18 protein-coding genes are annotated in these 17338 nt (G+C 61.6%); 9 read left to right on the top strand and 9 right to left on the bottom strand.

Going from position 1 to position 17338, the window contains the following annotated elements; genetic code table 11:
- The first annotated feature begins 38 nt into the window (after positions 1-38).
- Positions 39-1979 carry an AfsR/SARP family transcriptional regulator gene (locus RE4_RS00205; RefSeq protein ID WP_060937768.1) on the top strand — a complete coding sequence of 647 codons (1941 nt, stop codon included), beginning with the start codon at positions 39-41 and terminating at the stop codon, positions 1977-1979.
- 10 nt (positions 1980-1989) lie between these two features.
- Here the strand turns inward: RE4_RS00205 and RE4_RS00200 are convergent, their stop codons facing one another.
- Positions 1990-3564, bottom strand: a complete 1575-nt coding sequence (locus RE4_RS00200) for a carboxylesterase/lipase family protein (RefSeq protein ID WP_060937767.1) — start codon at positions 3562-3564, stop codon at positions 1990-1992.
- A 112-nt stretch (positions 3565-3676) separates the two neighbouring features.
- Positions 3677-5005: a diacylglycerol/lipid kinase family protein gene (locus tag RE4_RS00195; RefSeq protein WP_020971243.1), complete on the bottom strand. Its 1329-nt coding sequence runs from the start codon at positions 5003-5005 to the stop codon at positions 3677-3679.
- 154 nt (positions 5006-5159) lie between these two features.
- On the opposite strand from RE4_RS00195, the gene RE4_RS00190 reads away from it, so the two are divergent.
- The 4 genes from RE4_RS00190 to RE4_RS00175 are packed head-to-tail and all read left to right on the top strand — an operon-like array spanning position 5160 to position 7135.
- Entirely contained in the window at positions 5160-5594 is a 435-nt protein-coding gene (locus RE4_RS00190; RefSeq protein WP_031333873.1) for a hypothetical protein, read from the top strand.
- Complete coding sequence (locus tag RE4_RS00185; protein WP_019745914.1) at positions 5591-5854, top strand: hypothetical protein; 264 nt, start codon at positions 5591-5593, stop codon at positions 5852-5854. The genes RE4_RS00190 and RE4_RS00185 overlap by 4 nt, the downstream gene beginning before the upstream one ends.
- Positions 5842-6486 (top strand): TetR/AcrR family transcriptional regulator, encoded by a 645-nt coding sequence (locus RE4_RS00180; protein ID WP_019745915.1) that lies wholly within the window; start codon positions 5842-5844, stop codon positions 6484-6486. Before RE4_RS00185 ends, RE4_RS00180 begins: the two co-directional genes overlap by 13 nt.
- A gap of 10 nt (positions 6487-6496) precedes the next feature.
- The gene (locus tag RE4_RS00175) at positions 6497-7135 is read left to right on the top strand and encodes a DUF5701 family protein (RefSeq protein WP_060937766.1); all 639 of its coding nucleotides are present in this window, start codon (positions 6497-6499) and stop codon (positions 7133-7135) included.
- Here the strand turns inward: RE4_RS00175 and RE4_RS00170 are convergent.
- Complete coding sequence (locus RE4_RS00170; protein ID WP_060937765.1) at positions 7132-8565, bottom strand: amidase; 1434 nt, start codon at positions 8563-8565, stop codon at positions 7132-7134. The two genes, RE4_RS00175 and RE4_RS00170, sit on opposite strands and share 4 nt — an antisense overlap.
- Before the next feature lie 68 nt (positions 8566-8633).
- Between RE4_RS00170 and RE4_RS00165 the strand changes: the two genes are divergently transcribed.
- Genes RE4_RS00165 through RE4_RS00155 form a run of 3 tightly spaced genes read left to right on the top strand, consistent with a single transcriptional unit; the run spans position 8634 to position 11478 of the window.
- Positions 8634-9266 (top strand): TetR/AcrR family transcriptional regulator, encoded by a 633-nt coding sequence (locus RE4_RS00165; protein ID WP_232253178.1) that lies wholly within the window; start codon positions 8634-8636, stop codon positions 9264-9266.
- Positions 9263-10117: an alpha/beta fold hydrolase gene (locus RE4_RS00160; RefSeq protein WP_060937764.1), complete on the top strand. Its 855-nt coding sequence runs from the start codon at positions 9263-9265 to the stop codon at positions 10115-10117. The genes RE4_RS00165 and RE4_RS00160 overlap by 4 nt, the downstream gene beginning before the upstream one ends.
- A 56-nt stretch (positions 10118-10173) precedes the next feature.
- Positions 10174-11478 (top strand): HNH endonuclease signature motif containing protein, encoded by a 1305-nt coding sequence (locus tag RE4_RS00155; RefSeq protein WP_060937763.1) that lies wholly within the window; start codon positions 10174-10176, stop codon positions 11476-11478.
- 98 nt (positions 11479-11576) lie between these two features.
- Here the strand turns inward: RE4_RS00155 and RE4_RS00150 are convergent, their stop codons facing one another.
- From RE4_RS00150 to RE4_RS31235, 4 genes are all read right to left on the bottom strand, one after another.
- Positions 11577-12275 (bottom strand): type 1 glutamine amidotransferase domain-containing protein, encoded by a 699-nt coding sequence (locus tag RE4_RS00150; protein WP_060937762.1) that lies wholly within the window; start codon positions 12273-12275, stop codon positions 11577-11579.
- A gap of 153 nt (positions 12276-12428) precedes the next feature.
- Positions 12429-13862, bottom strand: a complete 1434-nt coding sequence (locus tag RE4_RS00145) for a lipase family protein (RefSeq protein WP_060937761.1) — start codon at positions 13860-13862, stop codon at positions 12429-12431.
- Between the two features lie 144 nt (positions 13863-14006).
- Positions 14007-14678: a TetR/AcrR family transcriptional regulator gene (locus RE4_RS00140; RefSeq protein ID WP_081051136.1), complete on the bottom strand. Its 672-nt coding sequence runs from the start codon at positions 14676-14678 to the stop codon at positions 14007-14009.
- Between the two features lie 76 nt (positions 14679-14754).
- A complete protein-coding gene (locus RE4_RS31235) occupies positions 14755-14925 on the bottom strand; it encodes a hypothetical protein (protein WP_021333309.1) in 171 nt (56 codons plus the stop codon).
- Between the two features lie 152 nt (positions 14926-15077).
- On the opposite strand from RE4_RS31235, the gene RE4_RS00135 reads away from it, so the two are divergent.
- Positions 15078-15491, top strand: coding sequence for a hypothetical protein (locus tag RE4_RS00135; RefSeq protein WP_060937760.1), 414 nt, complete (start codon positions 15078-15080; stop codon positions 15489-15491).
- 15 nt (positions 15492-15506) lie between these two features.
- Here RE4_RS00135 and RE4_RS00130 read toward each other — a convergent pair whose 3' ends face one another.
- Entirely contained in the window at positions 15507-16781 is a 1275-nt protein-coding gene (locus RE4_RS00130) for an RNA polymerase sigma factor (protein WP_060937759.1), read from the bottom strand.
- A 3-nt stretch (positions 16782-16784) separates the two neighbouring features.
- Positions 16785-17213 (bottom strand): YciI family protein, encoded by a 429-nt coding sequence (locus RE4_RS00125; protein ID WP_007735729.1) that lies wholly within the window; start codon positions 17211-17213, stop codon positions 16785-16787.
- Positions 17214-17338 lie beyond the last annotated feature (125 nt).

Raw genomic sequence — 17338 nt, 5'->3', positions numbered from 1 at the left:
AGTCGATGAGCATTCGATGAGCGCGATAGCGTGGGGAAATGCGAGACCACACATTTTTCGGAGTTCTCGGACCCGTGGTCGCGTGGAACGATTCGTCAGGGTTGATCGATCTGAAGGGTCCGCGACACCGAGCGGTTCTCGCTCGTCTGCTAATTGCCCGAGGACGTGTTGTTCCGGTGGACGTGATTGTCGACGACTTCTGGGTCGATCCTCCGGCCGGGGCTACCAGTGCAATACGTACGTTCGTTTCCGCACTGAGGCGCGCGCTCGAACCGGATCGTGCCCCGCGAACGAAGCCGAAAGTCATTGTCACCGAAGGCCCTGGCTACGCCTTTCGTGCTGCACCCGACGCGGTCGACGCTTGGGAATTCGAAAGACTGGTACGTGAAGCCGCCGATTCGACGCCGGCGCAATCACTCGAACTGCTCCGAACCGCGCTCCAACTGTGGAGAGGGCCGGCCTACGCGGAGTTCGCCGAAGAACCGTGGGCTCGATCTGAGCGGTCACGCCTCGAGGAACTGCGTCTGACTGCCGTCGAACGCTTCGCATCCGCGCAACTCGATCTCGGGCGAACTGCCGAAGCGATTCCCGATCTGGACGCCCACGTCACGGAACACCCTTGGCGCGAGGACGGTTGGCGACTACTCGCTCTCGCGCTGTACCGGTCCAACCGTCAAGGCGATGCTCTGGCAGTCCTACGTCGCGCACGCGAGCTACTCGCCGAAGAGTTGGGCATCGACCCCGGGCCACGACTGACCGACCTCGAGTCCGACATTCTCCGCCGCGAAAACCACCTGGATCCTGTAGCGGCAGAACAGATCTTCACTCAGGTTTCGGCAGCGTACGACCGGACCGTAGCGGCAGGATCGAAATCGAGATTGGAGTCAACCGTCGGCCTCCTCCGAAGTTTGGCAGTTACGGGCGGAAGCGGACTCGAGACTGCCCGAAACCAACGACTGACAATCATCGGTGCCGCTGAACAATTGGACGATGTCGAACTCACCGCACGGATCATCGGCAACTACGACGTGCCCGGAATCTGGACACGATCCGACGATCCTCGGCAGGCTGCACAGATCGTCGCGGCCGCTCAGCGCACCCTCGATCGACTTCCGGTCGGCAACGAACCCGCTCGGGCCAGACTGTTGGCGACAATTGCACTCGAATCGCGCGGACTGTCCGGTCAGCGCGGGCTCGAATGTGCCCGCGCTGCAGTGCAGATCAGTCGCGCTCTCGACGATCCAGGTCTCCTGGCTTTCGCTCTGAACGGATTGTTCATGCAGACGTTCTGGACTACCGGTCTGGCCTCCGAGCGCGACGGCATCGGCCGTGAACTGGTCGACCTCTCCGCTCGACACGGACTGTCCACCTTCGAGATTCTCGGCCATCTCATCCGTATGCAAGCGCTCGGCGCACTGGGGCAATTCGACGCAGCCGAGCTACACGCCGAGACAGTTGATCGATTGGCCGGACGTCACGAACGGCCGTTGGCAGCGGTGTTCACCACCTGGTTTCGCGCTATGCGAACGGCCACCACCGGCGCAGAAGCGGCGCACTGCGAGAAGCTGTACGAAGCTGCGGCAGTGAACCTTTCCGGTTCCGGCATGCCGGGTCTCGAGGACGGCATACTCCCTCTCGCAATTCTCGCCCTCCGCGTGTGGCGGGGACTGCCGGCAATTTTCGACCCGGCTACGCAGTGGGGCCCGTACGAACCCTGGGCCCGGCCACACCTGCTCATCGCACAGGGGCAGGCGAACGAAGCAGCGAAGGCCGTCGAGGCATTGCCGGACCCGCCCAAAGACCTACTCTCCGAAGCACTGTGGTGCCTGACTGCCGCGGCGGCCACTGCAGTCGGCGACAGTCGAGTCAAGGAGCGTGCTCGAGCGGCGCTCTTACCTGCCGCCGCCGAAATTGCCGGCGCCGGAAGCGGAATGCTCACAGCGGGACCCGTCTCGCACTATCTCGCCACACTGCAGTAGACCGGAACCATCAGGTGAATGCAATCACCGTGTCACCCCACGCCTCCCGGATTTCGCAATCCAGATCAGCGACGACGGTATCGTGCTTGTCGATCAACAGTGTCGAGCGTGTATCGGTGTCGTAAGTCGGCCATCCCGGGTCCGCACCCAGTTCACGATCGGCCCCGGTGCCGTAATCACCTGCAGCTCTGGCGAAATCCAGCCACCTCGCCTGCATACGCTCCGATACATGACGCGCCGTGCTCAGCCCGCCCAGTTTGTAGGTGATGTCCCGCGCTCCGTGATTGATGTTGCCGAAGACGTAGGCAAGTTCGGTCCCGTGGGTCGCACCAATTTTCAACGCCATGAGCATCGGCGGCGCGTAGTCGAATCGGTACAACCAGGTCGGTGCAATCTTGCTGTGCGCCTCGGCAATCCACAGCGTGGGCAAACGAAATCCGAAGTCACGGGTCAGCCCGAGACCAGCGCCCAGCTTGGACAGCCCCGAATACGCACCTTCGATCTGAGAATGATCGGGTAGCTCGAGCCCAGGGTGCTCGTCGGCGATCTCCGCGAACATCGACGTGATCACGACGGGATCGATCGGCATCAACGGCGATTTCATCATCCGGAAGAGCGAAGATTCGTCTTTGTTGGTTCCGATGATCAGCGGAATCGGGTGTGCACTGCCGTGACGGAACGCGCGCACCGGGTAATCAGGGAGCAGATCACCGTCGACGATCGGCGCGAACGCCAAAGTGCCGGGCGTCTCCTGAGGGACGCGAGCAAACAGTTCGTCTGACGGCCCGATCATGTCTTCGGCAGACGTGGACCGCAATAGACCCAGATCGCCACCGCCGCTGAAGATCTCCAGAAACAGCTTCGCGACGATCTCGCCACGTTCACTCCCGTACACCGAAGTGGCGGGGGAACTCTCGGCGATAGCGCGATGAAACAGGCCACGGGCGGACGGCACGGTCATCAGCGTCGTCACAGCGCCGCCACCTGCCGACTCGCCGAACAACGTCACCCGATTCGGATCACCACCGAAGGCCGCGATGTTGCCTTGAACCCATTGCAGCGCTGCAATCATGTCGCGGAGAGCGACATTGGGCTCGAAGGTGTGTTCTTCCGAGTTGAAGGACGAGAAATCGACGAAGCCGAACACACCGATGCGGTAGTTGATCGAGACGACGACAACGTCACCGTTCTCAGCCAATGTGGTTGCGTCGAAAAGTGGTTGGCTGGATGCTCCGCGAAAGTACGCACCGCCGTGAATCCAGACCATGACCGGTTTACCCGGCGCATCAGAGCCGACGGGGCCCGGCGCCCATACGTTGAGAAACAGGCAGTCTTCATCCATCGGAACGTTCTCACCGAGCGGGATCATCGCAAGTCGACTTTGCGGTTCACACGGACCGAATTCTGTTGCGTCTTGAATCTCGGTCCACGGCTGTGGCGGAACGGGTGCGCGGAAACGCAACGACCCGACCGGAGGTGCCGCGTAGCGGATCCCCTTCCAACTCGATACCGCACCTTCCGTGGATCCACGAACCGGCCCGTACGTTGTCTCGACTACCGGCGCTTCGCTGGGTGTGATCGTCATTCGATTGCTCCTCGAGGATCCGTACCGGCCCTCAATGCTGCCAGCATCCGGTGCAAAACGGACATGTTTGCCGGATTCACTCTGCTGGCAGTCATGCAAGGCTATCGCCAGGTCATGCGCCGGATTTCGTGAACTTAGCCAACTCTCGCAATCGGACCAGATCCCAGGCATGCCTGGGCCTACGGACGCCCGGACGGTCTCGGGGGACTCTGACTCTCAGTGCCTGCGGGCTGACCGTGCACCTGACGGGAGTCGGCATCACCAGAGCCTCACCGTCGACGCCGACCGGAATCTCGTCGGTGTCGGCGTCGATGATCACCTCGAATCCGGTGCCCTGAGCCAGGCCTCGTTGATGCGCCCGATGGAGTAACCCGACGGCCTGACGGGCGCTGCCGACGGAGATCGCCACGATCCCGAGAGTGCCCCGGTCCAATCGCGGGCGATGACCGAGCCCCGCCAAGTCGTTCATCTCGTACGGTCCGTTGCTGACCAGAACCGCCTGTGGACCCACCGCGGACACGCTCGGGGAGCGCGCGGTCAGCACCGCTCCGGCACGTCCGGCGAGCAGATCCGGGAGTTTCTGCAGGAAGGTGCTGGTCTTGGCGTCGCGGTACTCCGGACTCTGGACAACTTCGGCGTATGCCCCGAACGATGCGTTGTTGACGAAGGTTCGACCGCCGACATTACCCAGATCCACCGTCACCTCGACGCCGTCGACAAGCGCGTCGAGGCACCGTGACGGATCGTCGAGGTCGAGACCCAGATCCGCGGCGAAGTGATTGCGCGTCCCGGCGCTGACGACGAGGAAGGGCAGGTCGTGTTCGGCCGCGACAGCGGCAACCAACGCCTGAGTTCCGTCGCCACCGGCAACACCGAGTAGGTCGGCGCCGTCCGCGACCGCCTGCCTGGCCAAGGCCGTCACGTCGATCTTCTCCGGCCCCTCGAGTAGTGCGACCGTGGCCCCTCGTTCCTCGGCCTTGCGTTTCAAGTCGAACTTCTCGACCTTGCCACCGCCGGAGTTCGGATTCATCACGAAGAACGGTTTGGCGGGCGGCGGCGCCGGTCGCTCGACCACCGGCAGTTCCTTCTCCTCCCCCTCCAAAGCGGCGCGGGCGCAGATACCGGCTATGACGAACAATCCGATCGAGAGCAGCACCACCCACAAGAGGCGTTCTCGGATCAGGAAGGCGAGCACCACGATCGGCGTCAGAACCGCCACAGCCAACGAGATCCAGCGGAGGAATCCGCGGGTGGTCAGAAACCAGTACACCGCTACGACGCACACGACCACCCCACCGATCCCCAGGATCAGCATGGTCAAGGTTTTCAGTCCGGCGAAAATCAGGAGCACCACGACGGCAAGAACCAGCGCCGCAAATGCCGCGCGCGCCAACCAACTCTGTTTCGACGAGGGCCGATCCGTGCGGACAGGGGTCGTCATCGAGCCACCTCCCGCAGTTCGCCTCGTCGGATATTCAACTGTTGATATTGCCGTGTCTGTCTCCTCAGGACTAGCCAATTACCTACCCTCGGAAACCCACTTTTCCAGCGCTGATACTTTATGACGACACCTCGTCATAAAAAGGAGAAGGCCCGTGACAACACCGACGTCCGCAGCATGGGGATCTTCGGAGGAGCCTCTGACCGTGGTGCGGAAAGCCGGTCTTCACGGACTGCGGTGGACGGCCTGGCTGGCCGGCGCGACAGGCCTCGCACAATTGGTGTCGATCGGGCTGAACCTAACCGACACCGTCCACGGAATCGTCCCGACCACGTACCCGCCTGTAGACGTGGCCTGCAGCGTTGTCGCGCTCGTTCTCCTGGTCAGCCTGCTTGTCGGCCGACCCAACGGCCCCGCGATGTTGTCGGGTCTCGCCCTCCTCATGGCCATGCTGATGGCGCCGACCCTCCACAAACATGCACCCGAGTCGCTCTGGCTGGCGGCGGCACACGCCGTTTCGGTCGTCGCCGTCATCATGCTGTCCGTGATGACTTCGAGGTTCTCCAGTGCCGAGTTGGATCGGCCGTGACACCGGATTCACCCCTCTCGCTTGCGGCCGAAGAATGGATCACCGATCTGACTGCCGCGGAGATGGAGCGGTTGCGCAAACGCACGACGCTCACCGCCGCCGAAGCGCAGGAAGTCTGCCGATCCGTACGCTCGATCGCGCAGCAGATGATGCTTGTACCCGTCTCGATGTGGCAGGGTGATCCACGCCTTGTTGCGGATCTGTTCGACCTCCCCGTGACCATGAATCAGACACAGGAGGATCGACCATGCCGAAGCTGACCGGTGGCGCAACAACCGCAGAACACAAGATCGCGACCCGAGAAGCCATGTTGGACGCGTTCATTCGCGAACTTCACGAGCAGGGCTGGCAAAACGTGAAGCTGCAGACTGTGGCCCAGGCAGCCGGTGTCTCACGGACAGCGGTGTACAACTACTTCCCCGACAAATCTGCGTTACTGCTTGCCTGGTCCACCCGGGAGATGGACAGATTCCTGCTCCTGGCCGAGCGTGAACTCGCGGATCGCGAGAATCCTGTCGACCGAATCGAAATCCTCGTCAAACTGACGCTCGTCGAGTTCTCACTGCAGCGATTCACGGGAATCGCGTTGGTCGAATTGCTGTCCGCGCAGGATCGCGAAAGTTTCCTCGAACATATTGTCCCGCTGTCGGTTCTGGTAGAACAGCTCGTCCAGGAAGGTGTCGACGCCGGCGTCTTTGTCGATTCCGATGCTGCCGCGTCCGCGCAACTCATCCTCGCCTGCGTGGAAAGCCGTCGCCCGATGCTCATGGCCGGCGACCGAGTGGACACTGTCGTGGCGACCACCGTCCCGTTCATCATGCGCGCATTGGGCGTCTCGTGGCCGACTTCCCTCACCGCCGATCCCACCGCTCGGCCTGCTCACGATCGGTAGGATCGCAGGTATGCACTTCGACCTCCCGCCCATCGATCAGCAGTCCGAGCGATTGATCGAACTCGGGGTACACGAGATGGCCGGGCTTTCTGCCGGCGACGTCAGGGCAGCCGCCGCAGCCGGAAAAGGTGAGGCTGGACTGCTTACCGTGCACGAAAAACTCGCTCCAGCTTCCATTTTGACTCCCCTGCTCGAGCACAAGAACAAGCGGGGCTTCATTGTCGTCGACATGGCCGACGTCGATCTGTTCGCTCCTACCGAGCCGGCCGCGTTGCCTGATACCGCGATGTATCTGCTCGGCGAAGTCGACCGCGGGGATCACCTGGCCAATTGGAGCCCGGACGAAGCGCTTCCCGCGATCGTCGATGCCGACCGTACGCCGCTGACCCTCACCGAAGGCATTCACTGGCTGTTGCAGCGCCCCGACGTCCTCGAACGCGGAAAGTGCTTCATGACCATCGGCTCCCGATTGCGTAAGCCTGACGGAACTTTCGACACCAGAACCCCGGCTGTGTGGATCAGCAACGGAACCGGCCGGGACGGCAAAGACAACCGCAACGCCCCGAAAGTCGGGTGGTGTTGGTGGGGTAACCGCCACACATGGTTGGGGTTTGCATCGGCCGGCGGGCGGACGTCGCTCCCGGGTTAGAGCACGGTTGCGCGGTCGAATCGGTATCGATCCTTCCACGGCATCGCGTTCTCCAGCATTGCAGCGGCAGAGAGCAATTCTGCGTCGCAACCCCATTTCGCCGAGATCATCACGCCGAGTGGAACACCGTCTTCCGTCCAACCGAGCGGCAAGCTGATCGACGGGAATCCAGTTGCGTTGGCGACGATGGTGTTTCCCGTGAAAGCGACCATGTCGATCAGTTCAGTCGCGGGGTCTTCGTCATTACGTAGCTCACCGACTGCCAACGGCGGTGTTGTCACCGTCGGGGTGACAACAAGATCGGCGTCGGCGTAATCCAGGCTCCACCGCCGCGCCCATGCCTGAACAACTCCGATTGCCGCGGCCAGATCGCCCGACGGCACTTCGTTTGCTCGAACACGTAAGTGCTGCACTATCGGACGGAGAAGGTGTTCGTACTCTTCGGGAATGGGCTTGGTGCCGGCCAAGGACGAGAACATCGTGGTGAAGGCATCGACGAAGGCGTCGTCTCGGGCCTGAGGACGTTCGAACACGTTGTGTCCCAGGCTCTCGAGAACGACGCCCACCCTCGATACCGCCTCGGAGACTCGTGGGTCCACCGTGCCGCCGGATACCGAGCCATGAGCGAGGGCGACGGTCAGGGGGCGAGAGTGCGATCCTTCTGCCTGGACGACAAACTCTTCGAACGACTTCGGCCGGGGCGGGTGAATCGTCCCGGCGCCAGGTCGCGTCGCCAGAACATCCAGCAGTGCAGCGGTATCGCGAACCGTTCGGGCGATCGGCCCCTTGCTCGCAAAACCGAAGTTGTCGTGACCTGCCACCCCCATCGTGATCAGACCGCGACTCGGCTTGAGGCCCACGACTCCGCACGTACTTGCCGGTGAACGCAACGACCCGGCGGTGTCACTTCCCTGAGCAAACGGCACCAGACCAGCGCCAACGGCGGCCGCGGCGCCACCACTGCTACCGGCAGCACTTCGTGTGCGATCGAACGGACTGCGCGCGGGCGGAGCAACTTCCGGCTCGGTGTAACACGCTGCCCCGAACTCGGGCACCGTCGTCTTGCCGATATCGATCAGACCACCTTCTCGGATCGCCTCGACGATCTCGTCATCGGCGTCCGGCACGAAGTCCCGAAAGAGCGCCGATCCGAAGGTCGTGCGGATGCCGCGAGTCGCGTCGAGGTCCTTGATGGCCGTCGGGACGCCGAACAGGCGCGGAAGCGGTCCGGCGTCCCGCTCGTCCAACCTTCGCTGGGCCTGCTCGGCGAGTTCGATCGCATGTTCCCCGGCGATCGTCGTGAATGCACCCACGTCATCGGAAGTGGTCGCACGATCGACGAAGTACCGGGCCACCTCGGGGATCGAGACCTGCTTCGCGGCGATCACACCGGCGAGTTCGACAGCGGACAATTGATGGAGATCAGTCATCGGGCAGCACTCCTTGTAGGTCAATCGACACTTGTAATTTCGATACGCGTATCGCTATTGTTGTCAGCATGGTATCCGAATCCGCCGGCTCCGCAAGGGCCGGTCGACCAAAAGCATTGAGTCACAGACAGATACTCGATGCTGCGGCCGAGATCGCCGATACGGACGGCCTGGACGCGGTCTCATTTCGAGTGCTCGCCGAGCGACTGGGCATATCGCCGATGTCCGTCCACCGCACTACCGGCGGCATCGACGCGTTGAGGCGAGACCTGATTTCCACCCTCGTGGGAGAAGCCGTCTCGTCGATCGACTGGCCGACCGACTGGCGCGGGGTTGCCCGCACGTTCGCCTACGGTCTACATGACCTTCTGATGAAGCATCCTCTCGTTCTGGAAGCCCATCGGCAGGCATCACTGGAAGCGCCCGGCGCCGACGATACCGCCCACCGAGTCGTGCGAGCGCTTTCGCAGGCCGGCCTCGATGACGAACAGGCCACTTACGCGTACGGCGCCGTGCATGATTTCGTGACCGGACACGTCGCAATTCAATTGGGACGCGGAGCTTTCGACAGTGCACCCGCCGATCGACGCGAGGCATCGGTGTTCGCGCTTCATCACGATCCCGCCCGAAGGTTCGAATTCGGAGTCACGCTCATTCTGGATGGCGTGGCGTCGATCGCGCAGCGAGGAAGCACAACATGACAAGTAGCGTGACGACAACCCAAATTCGTGGCACCTCGGGGCGCCGTATCGCGTTCTGCGAGTACGGCGATCCGACTGGCCGGCCGGTAGTCGTGGTTCATGGATCACCTGGCAGCCGATACGAGGGGCTCTCGCTCGACAACGCGGCTGCGACGGCGGGTCTACGGCTGATCGTCCCCGATCGCCCCGGCTTCGGTCGCACAGATCCACACACGGACAAGGGATTTCATTCCTGGGACGACGACTACGTCACTCTGATCGATCATCTCGAGTTGGACTCGGCCACACTGATGGGTTTCTCCGGAGGCGGCGGTTACGCGCTCGCAGTCGCTGCGGCCGTACCCGAACGAGTCTCGAAATTGGTGCTGGCGTGCGCCATGATTCCCGGAGCCCCACGAGATACTTTGCGGCGCAGGATAAAACTGGTATCCGCGCTGTACTTTGCCGCCAACTGGGCTCCCCGCATGGCTGGTGCAATGCTTGCGGGAACCGGAGTGTTCTCCAAGTTGCGCAGCGACTCCGTCTCGATCTGGCCGGCCGCCGATCAGGCCGTCATGACCGACGAGTCGCATCGCCCTGCTCTCCAATTGGATTCATCCGAAGGGATCGCACAGGGCGGATCCGCAGGGGTTGTCGATTTGGCTCGGTACCGCCGCGAGATGCCAGGGTTGTTTCAATCCATCTCGGTACCAACGGTTTTCCTGCACGGAACCGACGACAGGAACGTACCCATCGAAGTTGCCCGCTGGGCCCACTCGATGATCCCCCACTCTCGCTTCGAAGAGGTCAGCGGGGGCGGTCATCTGTTCGTAGTCGCAGACCCCACTCCACTCATTCGCGCCCTCACATAACCTCTTGACTCGAACTGATGTTCGAGTATTGTTGGGGGTGGGGATCGGGGGATTCAATGAGTGTTCTGTTGTCGGACGTGGTGTCTGGTTCTGCGGTGGGGTTGCGCGGACGCCTGTGGCAGTTGTCTGCTTCTGAGTTGCGTGCTGCTGCTATCGAGGCGAGTTCGGAGATTCTTCGCCTCGAGGCTGTGCGGGTGGCAGTGGTCGACGAGTTGTCGATGCGCCCGGATGATCAGGTGATCGCGAGCCGCGGGGTGGGTTGCTGGTTGGCGGCAAACACGATGCTGCAGGTTCGGGACGGGAAGAAGATCGCCGCCCTGGGTGCAGCGCTACGGCCGTTTCCGGCGGTGGCTGCCCGGTTCGATGGTGAGGATTGCTCCTTCGAGCATGCCGTGTTGATCGTGGCGTTCTGCGAATCACCGCCGAAGGGCATGCCGGACGAAGCGCTCCCTCGCTGTATCGACCTACTGTTGGCGGCCGCGTCCGGAGTGGAAGCGACGACCACGAAAGTCCGGAACGTCATCGCGACCTTGGAGCGAATCTTCGAATCGGATGAGATTCCGCCCGCCGAAGATGTGGATCGGAATGAGTTGCGGATCGCGTCGACGTTGAATGGTCGGGTGGTGGTGCGCGGGGATTTCGATGCTCTCACCGGGGAAATGTTGCTGTCGGCGTTGTCGAATCTGACGATGCCGACCCCGGCACCGGATGGAACTCCGGATTCTCGGTCGGCGGCGAAGCGGACGGCGGATGGGTTCACCGAACTGATTCGCCGCTACCTCGACTGCGCGAAGACCGGTGTCGATGGTGGTCAGCGTCCGCATGTGAACGTGCACATCAACGCCCGCGATCTGGCGGAGCATTGTGACTGCGCCGCCGCCCCCTCGCCCGATGGTGTTGCTGTGGCTGTGTCGGATCTCGATGTCGGGCACATGCCCTGGCTGGGGCCGCTGTCGGTGTCGCAGACAAGGCTTCTCGGGTGTGATTGTTTCCTCTCGACCGTGCTGCTCGACGGTCACGGCGCGCCTCTGGATGCGAAACCCGGGAAACGGTTGGTCTCTGCGGAGCAGCGCGTGGCGTTGATCGCCCGGGACAAAGGCTGCGCGTTCCCTGGTTGTGCGTGTGTTCCCGCGTGGACCGATGCGCACCACATCCGGCACTGGGCCAACGGCGGCCCGACCGTGATGAACAACCTTGTCCTACTGTGCCGTTCACATCATCGATTGATGCACCGCAAAGCCGGGTTCGTCGGGAAGTGGGTGATCCGCATCGGCGTCGACAACAAACCGTGGTTCATCCCACCACCCTCGATCGACCCGCAGCAGCACCCCCGACCGGCGAACACCACCTTCAAAACCTGAGGACGAACCTCAGGCACAACAGAACACGGCCCAGCACCGCATCGAAGGAGTCCTCGATGCGGTGCCGAAAGCCGTGCTCAGGCCTAGCCGGTGATCGTTCAGCCCAAGTCGGCGACGATCCGCTCGGCGAGCGGCTTCGACGAAGCCGGATTCTGGCCGGTGTACAGCTTCCGGTCCACCACGACATAAGGCGACCAGGCGTCAGCCTTCGAGAATTTGCCGCCCAACTCGCGTAGCCGAGTTTCGAGCAGCCACGGAGCCTTGTCCGCCAGACCAGCCTGCGTCTCCTCTTCATTGGTGAACGCCGTCAGCTGATAGCCGTCGAACAGCCAGCTTCCATCGGATCTCTGGGCAGGCAGAAGTGCCGCCGGTGCGTGACAGACCGCCGAAACCACCTTGTCGGCGTCCAAGAACTTCACCAGAAGCTCGCCGAAGGATGCCGACACTGCAAGATCTTCCATCGGTCCATGTCCACCTGGCACAAAGACCACGTCGTAGTCGGCAGCATCGGCGTTCTCCAGAATCTCCGGCGAATCCAGCACCGGCTGCAGATCGGCGATGTACTTGCGCATACGATCAGCGCCTTCTTGCCCGCCGTTGACCTCAGGCGCCAGGCTTCCCTCATCCACAACGGGGGCTTTACCGCCAGGCGTCGCGATCACGATGTCGTAGCCGCCCTCGACGAAAACGCGATGCGCCTCGACCAGTTCTTCCGCCCAGTATCCGGTTGGGTGGGCTGTCCCGTCGTTCAGCGTCCAGTGATCTGCAGAAGTGACTGCAAACAACAGCTTTGTCATCGCGCAACCTTTCGTCGGTGACAGGAACCCAATTGTGACAAGAAGCCAGTTGTGACAAGACTCCATTGTCAAGGCCCGATCAGTGAAACAACGTCCAGTCAGTGCAACACCTTGCCCCTGGGAGAATTCCTCACCACAACATCACGTCCCCCGCTAGTTTCCGATCGGCTTGCCGAACAGGCCTGCGACAAGTTCGCCCACTGCGTCTTCCCAGACCGGCCACGTTCTCTGATCAAGCGCCATCGATCCAGCATCGAAGGTGCTGCACCCCTGTTGGGCCGGGACGCCGGCGAACCGATCACGAAGCCACAGCAGAGCACTCGGCAATGCGACGACTTCCATGCTGACATGCTCACTGAAGTGGTCTCTTGTGTAAACGACACTCGCAGAAGGATCTTGGCAATAGGTATCGACAAGTTTGTTCACCGGGCCCACAGGCACCAACCAGTCGGGATTCGACTGGTAGATGTACATCGGCACGTCAGGAACGGACTTACCCATGGCAGCTCGAGAGAGCGCGGCTCTCACCGTGGGATGTTGGACGGGATCTCCCGGTACATCGAGGAAACCTTTGATGTTGAGGAAGGGCACGGCAGCCGACGTCCAGAGCATGCACAGGTTGTCTTTGGCAGCGAAAAGCGCTCGGCCGGCGGGGCTTATGTGCTGATCTATGAAGCCTGCGAGTTCAGAATCTTCTCGGCTCACTCCGATGACACCGGCAGCGACGATCCCGGCCCCTAGAGCGTTGTTGGCATTGTCGAGCAAAGCACCGAGATCGGCTGCAACACCGCCTTCGGCGACTCCGACGACATTCAGTTCCGGGGCATAGGTGCGCCGTATTTCAGCCGCGTGACCAGTAGGAATCGACCCACCCGAGTACCCGAGCAGCCCTACTCGAGTCGACCGACCTTGCAGCTCCATGGGTTCGAAGTTCTCGGCGGCACGAATACCGTCGAGCGTGATCCGCGCGGCTACCGGGCCGGACGCGAAAGAAGAATTCGGCCCCTGATGATCGGGCACCGATAGTGCCCAGCCCTGCGCCAGCGCCGCTTGCACTTCGAGGAACTGCGCCCCACCAGTGGCAGCGCCCGTCACCAGCCACGGCAATGCGCCCTGCTGCATGACATACGAAGGTGCGCAGTAACTTCCGAGCGAGTCTTCGGCCATCTGAAAGGACAGCAGCGGACGCGGCCCGCCGTCGCGAGTGTCGCCGCGAGGCTTGATCACTGTGGTGACAGCCGGAATCGCCTCACCCGCAGCGTTATTGGAACGATATGAGATCTGCCACGCATCAACATTGGTCGGAATCAGATTGAGAGTACCGAGATTCACTGTACGCGCGGCAATGATCTCACCCGGCTCCTTGGATTCGACGACCCCGGCGGGCGGTTCATAAAAGGCCTGGTCCAGCGCAGGCAATAGCGGCGCAACCGCAGGCGGCAGGGCAGGCTGGACCTGAACTTGGGTAGGAACACCTCCGTCCGGTGCCGCTGAGGCAGGTGCCGAAAGTGCGATCTGCCCGATTACTGCAATCACGGCAATCGCGAAGCCCCCGCGTTGTCGGTCAGTTGTCCAGCGTCGTCCCATACCAATTCCTCCCCGAAAAAGCACAGATTGCCTTGTGTTGCCGCAGTTCTCATCACGGGCGCACAAGTTAGATGCGAGTGTCTAACATATTGAGGACGAGAGTAGAGCGTTGTGGGCTGGATTACAATCCCCGGTGTTCGTGACCTATTCGCCGGCACGAAGGGGCGCGTCGTCAATCAACGCGTTCAGGAGCACCGTCATCAGATCCACCAGTACCGACACAGGGGGACGAGGCTCCGTAGTGCTCCACTGGTGCACCAGCGCGGTAAGCGCACCGATGAAGGCAGTGGACGCCCACCGGTAACCACCCGGCGGTTCGTAATCGTCGCCCACAATCCCTTTGATGATCGACTCGAAAAATGTTGCCCAAACCGAACGTTGGTCCACACGATGCTTTTCCACCCGAGGACTGACACCCACGACGTCGATGAAGGCAACGTGTGCACGTCGCGGGTCACTTCCGACCGACTCGACGAAGGCAGCCATGGCCGTTGCTGCCTTGTCCCGCAGATTGACCGAAGGCTCCGCGTCGAGTGCGTCGACCATTGCAATTCTGGCGTCGAGTTGAATCTGGTCATACAGCGCCAGGAGTAGATCCTCGCGGCTACCGAACTCGTCGTAGAACTGCCTTCTGGCCAAACTCGCGGACGCACAGATATCCGCCACCGAACTTCCGGCATACCCCTTGTCGGCAAACACACTGAGAGCAGCATTCAAGAAGAGGGAACGGCGCTCGGCCTTGCGTGCCGCGACCGACCGTCCTCCATAGTTCCTGTCTGTTTCAGCAATTGCCACGCCTGCCAGCGTATGCGGCATCGCGCTGCAGACAAAACGTACCTGACCTGCTGCGCAGTTCAGTCGCCGACGCTGGCGCGCTCACGCCGAAATGCGATCAGGTCAGTACGAAGGCCACAGCAAAAAGTGTCCAGGCGGCAGCAAGAACCGTCGACGCCGCAGTAACTGCCCCGGTCACGGCAGGTCGAGTGCTGCAGTTGCGCGCCGCGATGATCCCGACGGTCATCAAGGTCAGCGCCATCAGGAATGACAGAACCACGATCTTCACCAGCAACCCCTTCGACGTCGGCCAACAGAACCGAAGGCCATTTAGATAGTACACAAATAGATCGCGCATTAATCAAATGGAATCAGTCAGGAAATTCTTGACAACATTCAATTGAAACTGTCAGGCTAAACCTGACGAATGGAGAACTTCTCATGAAAGATCTGATCGAGACCGCCCTGACCGCAAAGATCGAGACCGCCGCAACTTCGACGGTCAACGCCGGAATCGCCGAGGCCGGCGCGCAGGCGGACAAGATTGTCGGAACGGATCCATTACCTGGTAGCCCCGAATGGGAGGCAGAACAGGACACCGACATCCCGGCGCAGCGTCAGATGGCTTGGCAGTTGGCAAGTTTCCGGATCCAGCTCGCCGCAGGCATCGATTCGACGGCAAGCGTCATGAGCCTGCGAAGATTCGGCGCAACATGGGCAACCATCGGCCGCGCTGCCGGAATGACCCGTCAGTCCGCGCATGAACGGTGGGGTCGACGTGTATCGGACATGCTCGATCCGTACGGCGTCGGGTTGCCGCCCATGGTGCCGAACGATGATCCGACTCAGCCCTGACTACCAATCGTGTGACTACTGATCCGACAGCAGCGCATCTGCTTTCGCGACCAATACTGCACGCTCACGCTCGTTCCCGGCCAGCCTCGCTGCTTCGAGGAGTTCGGTTCTAGCCTCCTCGGATCGGCCGAGCTGACTGAGCAACTCCCCCCGAACACTGGGAAGCAGGTGGTACCCGGTCAATTCACCTGAAGCGACAAGCTTGTCGACGAATTCGAGCGCAGGGCCAGGACCGTATGCCATGGATACCGCCGCCGCATGATTGAGGTCGACCACGGGCGATGGGGCCAGTTGCGCCAACGCCTCGTAGAGGATGACTATCTTCTTCCAATCGGTGTCATCGAAAGTTGCTGCTCGCGCATGACATTCGGCTATCGCTGCCTGCAAACCGTACGGGCCACGTCCACGCCCGACGGCGTCAGCTCGTTCCAGCGCCGCAAGCCCACGCGAGATCTGTAGGCGGTCCCACCTAGTCCGGTCCTGGTCCGCCAGCAGGATGGGCTCACCTCTCGAGGTTGTCCGAGCGCCGAATCTCGAGGCTGTCAGCTCCATCAACGCAACAAGGCCGTGTACCTCGGATTCCCCGGGGACCAATTCGGCGAGTATTCGCGCGAGCCGCAGAGCTTCAGCACTCAGGTCCGCCCGCATCCACTCGTCCCCCGAGCTGGCTGCATAACCTTCGTTGAACACCAGGTACAGGACTCCGAGGACGGCGCTCAGCCTGCTCGAAAACTCTTCTCGTCCTGGAACTTCGAAAACCGCTTTCGATGCGGTCAACGCCTTCTTCGCACGGACTATCCGCTGCTGAACTGTCGCGGTCGGCGTCAGGAATGCCTTCGCAATTTCTTCGGTGGTCAACCCGCCTACAACCCGAAGAGTCAAGGCCACCTGCGCTTTTCGATTCAACACCGGGTGGCAGGCGATGAACATCAGCCGGAGGACGTCGTCGTCGATCCGATCCGGATCCCAGCTGACGTCGTCGAAATGCGAAGCGTCGTTCTCGAGTTCACGCGCAAAGTGGGCGTAGCGCTCGTCCAGCCTCTCTCGTCGTCGCCACCCGTCGATTGCTCGACGCGTCGCAACGGAAGTCAGCCAGGCAGCGGGATTTCGGGGAACTCCGGTGGCAGGCCACTGCTCGACAGCTTCGAGCAGAGCCTGCGCTGCCAGGTCTTCGGCGAGATCAAGATCTCCGACGGTGCGAGTCAACGTGGCGACGATCTTCGCGGATTCGATTCGCCAGACCGCGTCGACAGCCTTTCTCGTTTCTTCTCGCACCGCCTCGTCGGTCATGGTTCAGCCTGCGACCGGACGATCGGTACCGAGCTCTTCACGCCAGCCGGCTTCCTTCTGGATGTACTCGTTGTCCTGATCGAAGTCCGACATCTCGCTCACGCGGCGCACCTCGAGCTTGCTTCCCGGCCCGAGCGGGCAGCGCTTCGCCCATTCCAAGGCTTCGTCTTTGGTCGACGTCTGAATGATCCAGAATCCCGAGAACAACTCCTTCGTCTCGCCGTACGGGCCGTCGGAGACCAGCGGCGGATCGGACTCGAAATCGACGATGAATCCCTCCTCCATCGCCAATCCCTCACCCGCCAGCAGCACACCGGCCTTGATCAAGGACTCGTTGTACTGCCCCATCGCGGCGATGATCTCGTCGAAGTCCATGTCCTTGGATGCTTCGATGGCTTCGTCGGTGGAACGCATGATCAGCATGTACTTCATGAGAATCTCCTTCGTTTGTGGACCGCTCATTCGGTCCCTCTGCCTACACGTCGAACGGCAAAGACGCCGATCGACAAACTTCCGAAACTAATTTTCGAAGGACAAATCCGCCGGTCGAATACGTT

The sequence above is a fragment of the Rhodococcus erythropolis NBRC 15567 genome, assembly GCF_001552595.1.
Lineage (GTDB): Bacteria > Actinomycetota > Actinomycetes > Mycobacteriales > Mycobacteriaceae > Rhodococcus_F > Rhodococcus_F erythropolis.
Note: the sequence above shows the minus strand (reverse complement) of the source record. Positions and strands in the feature narration are given on the sequence as shown.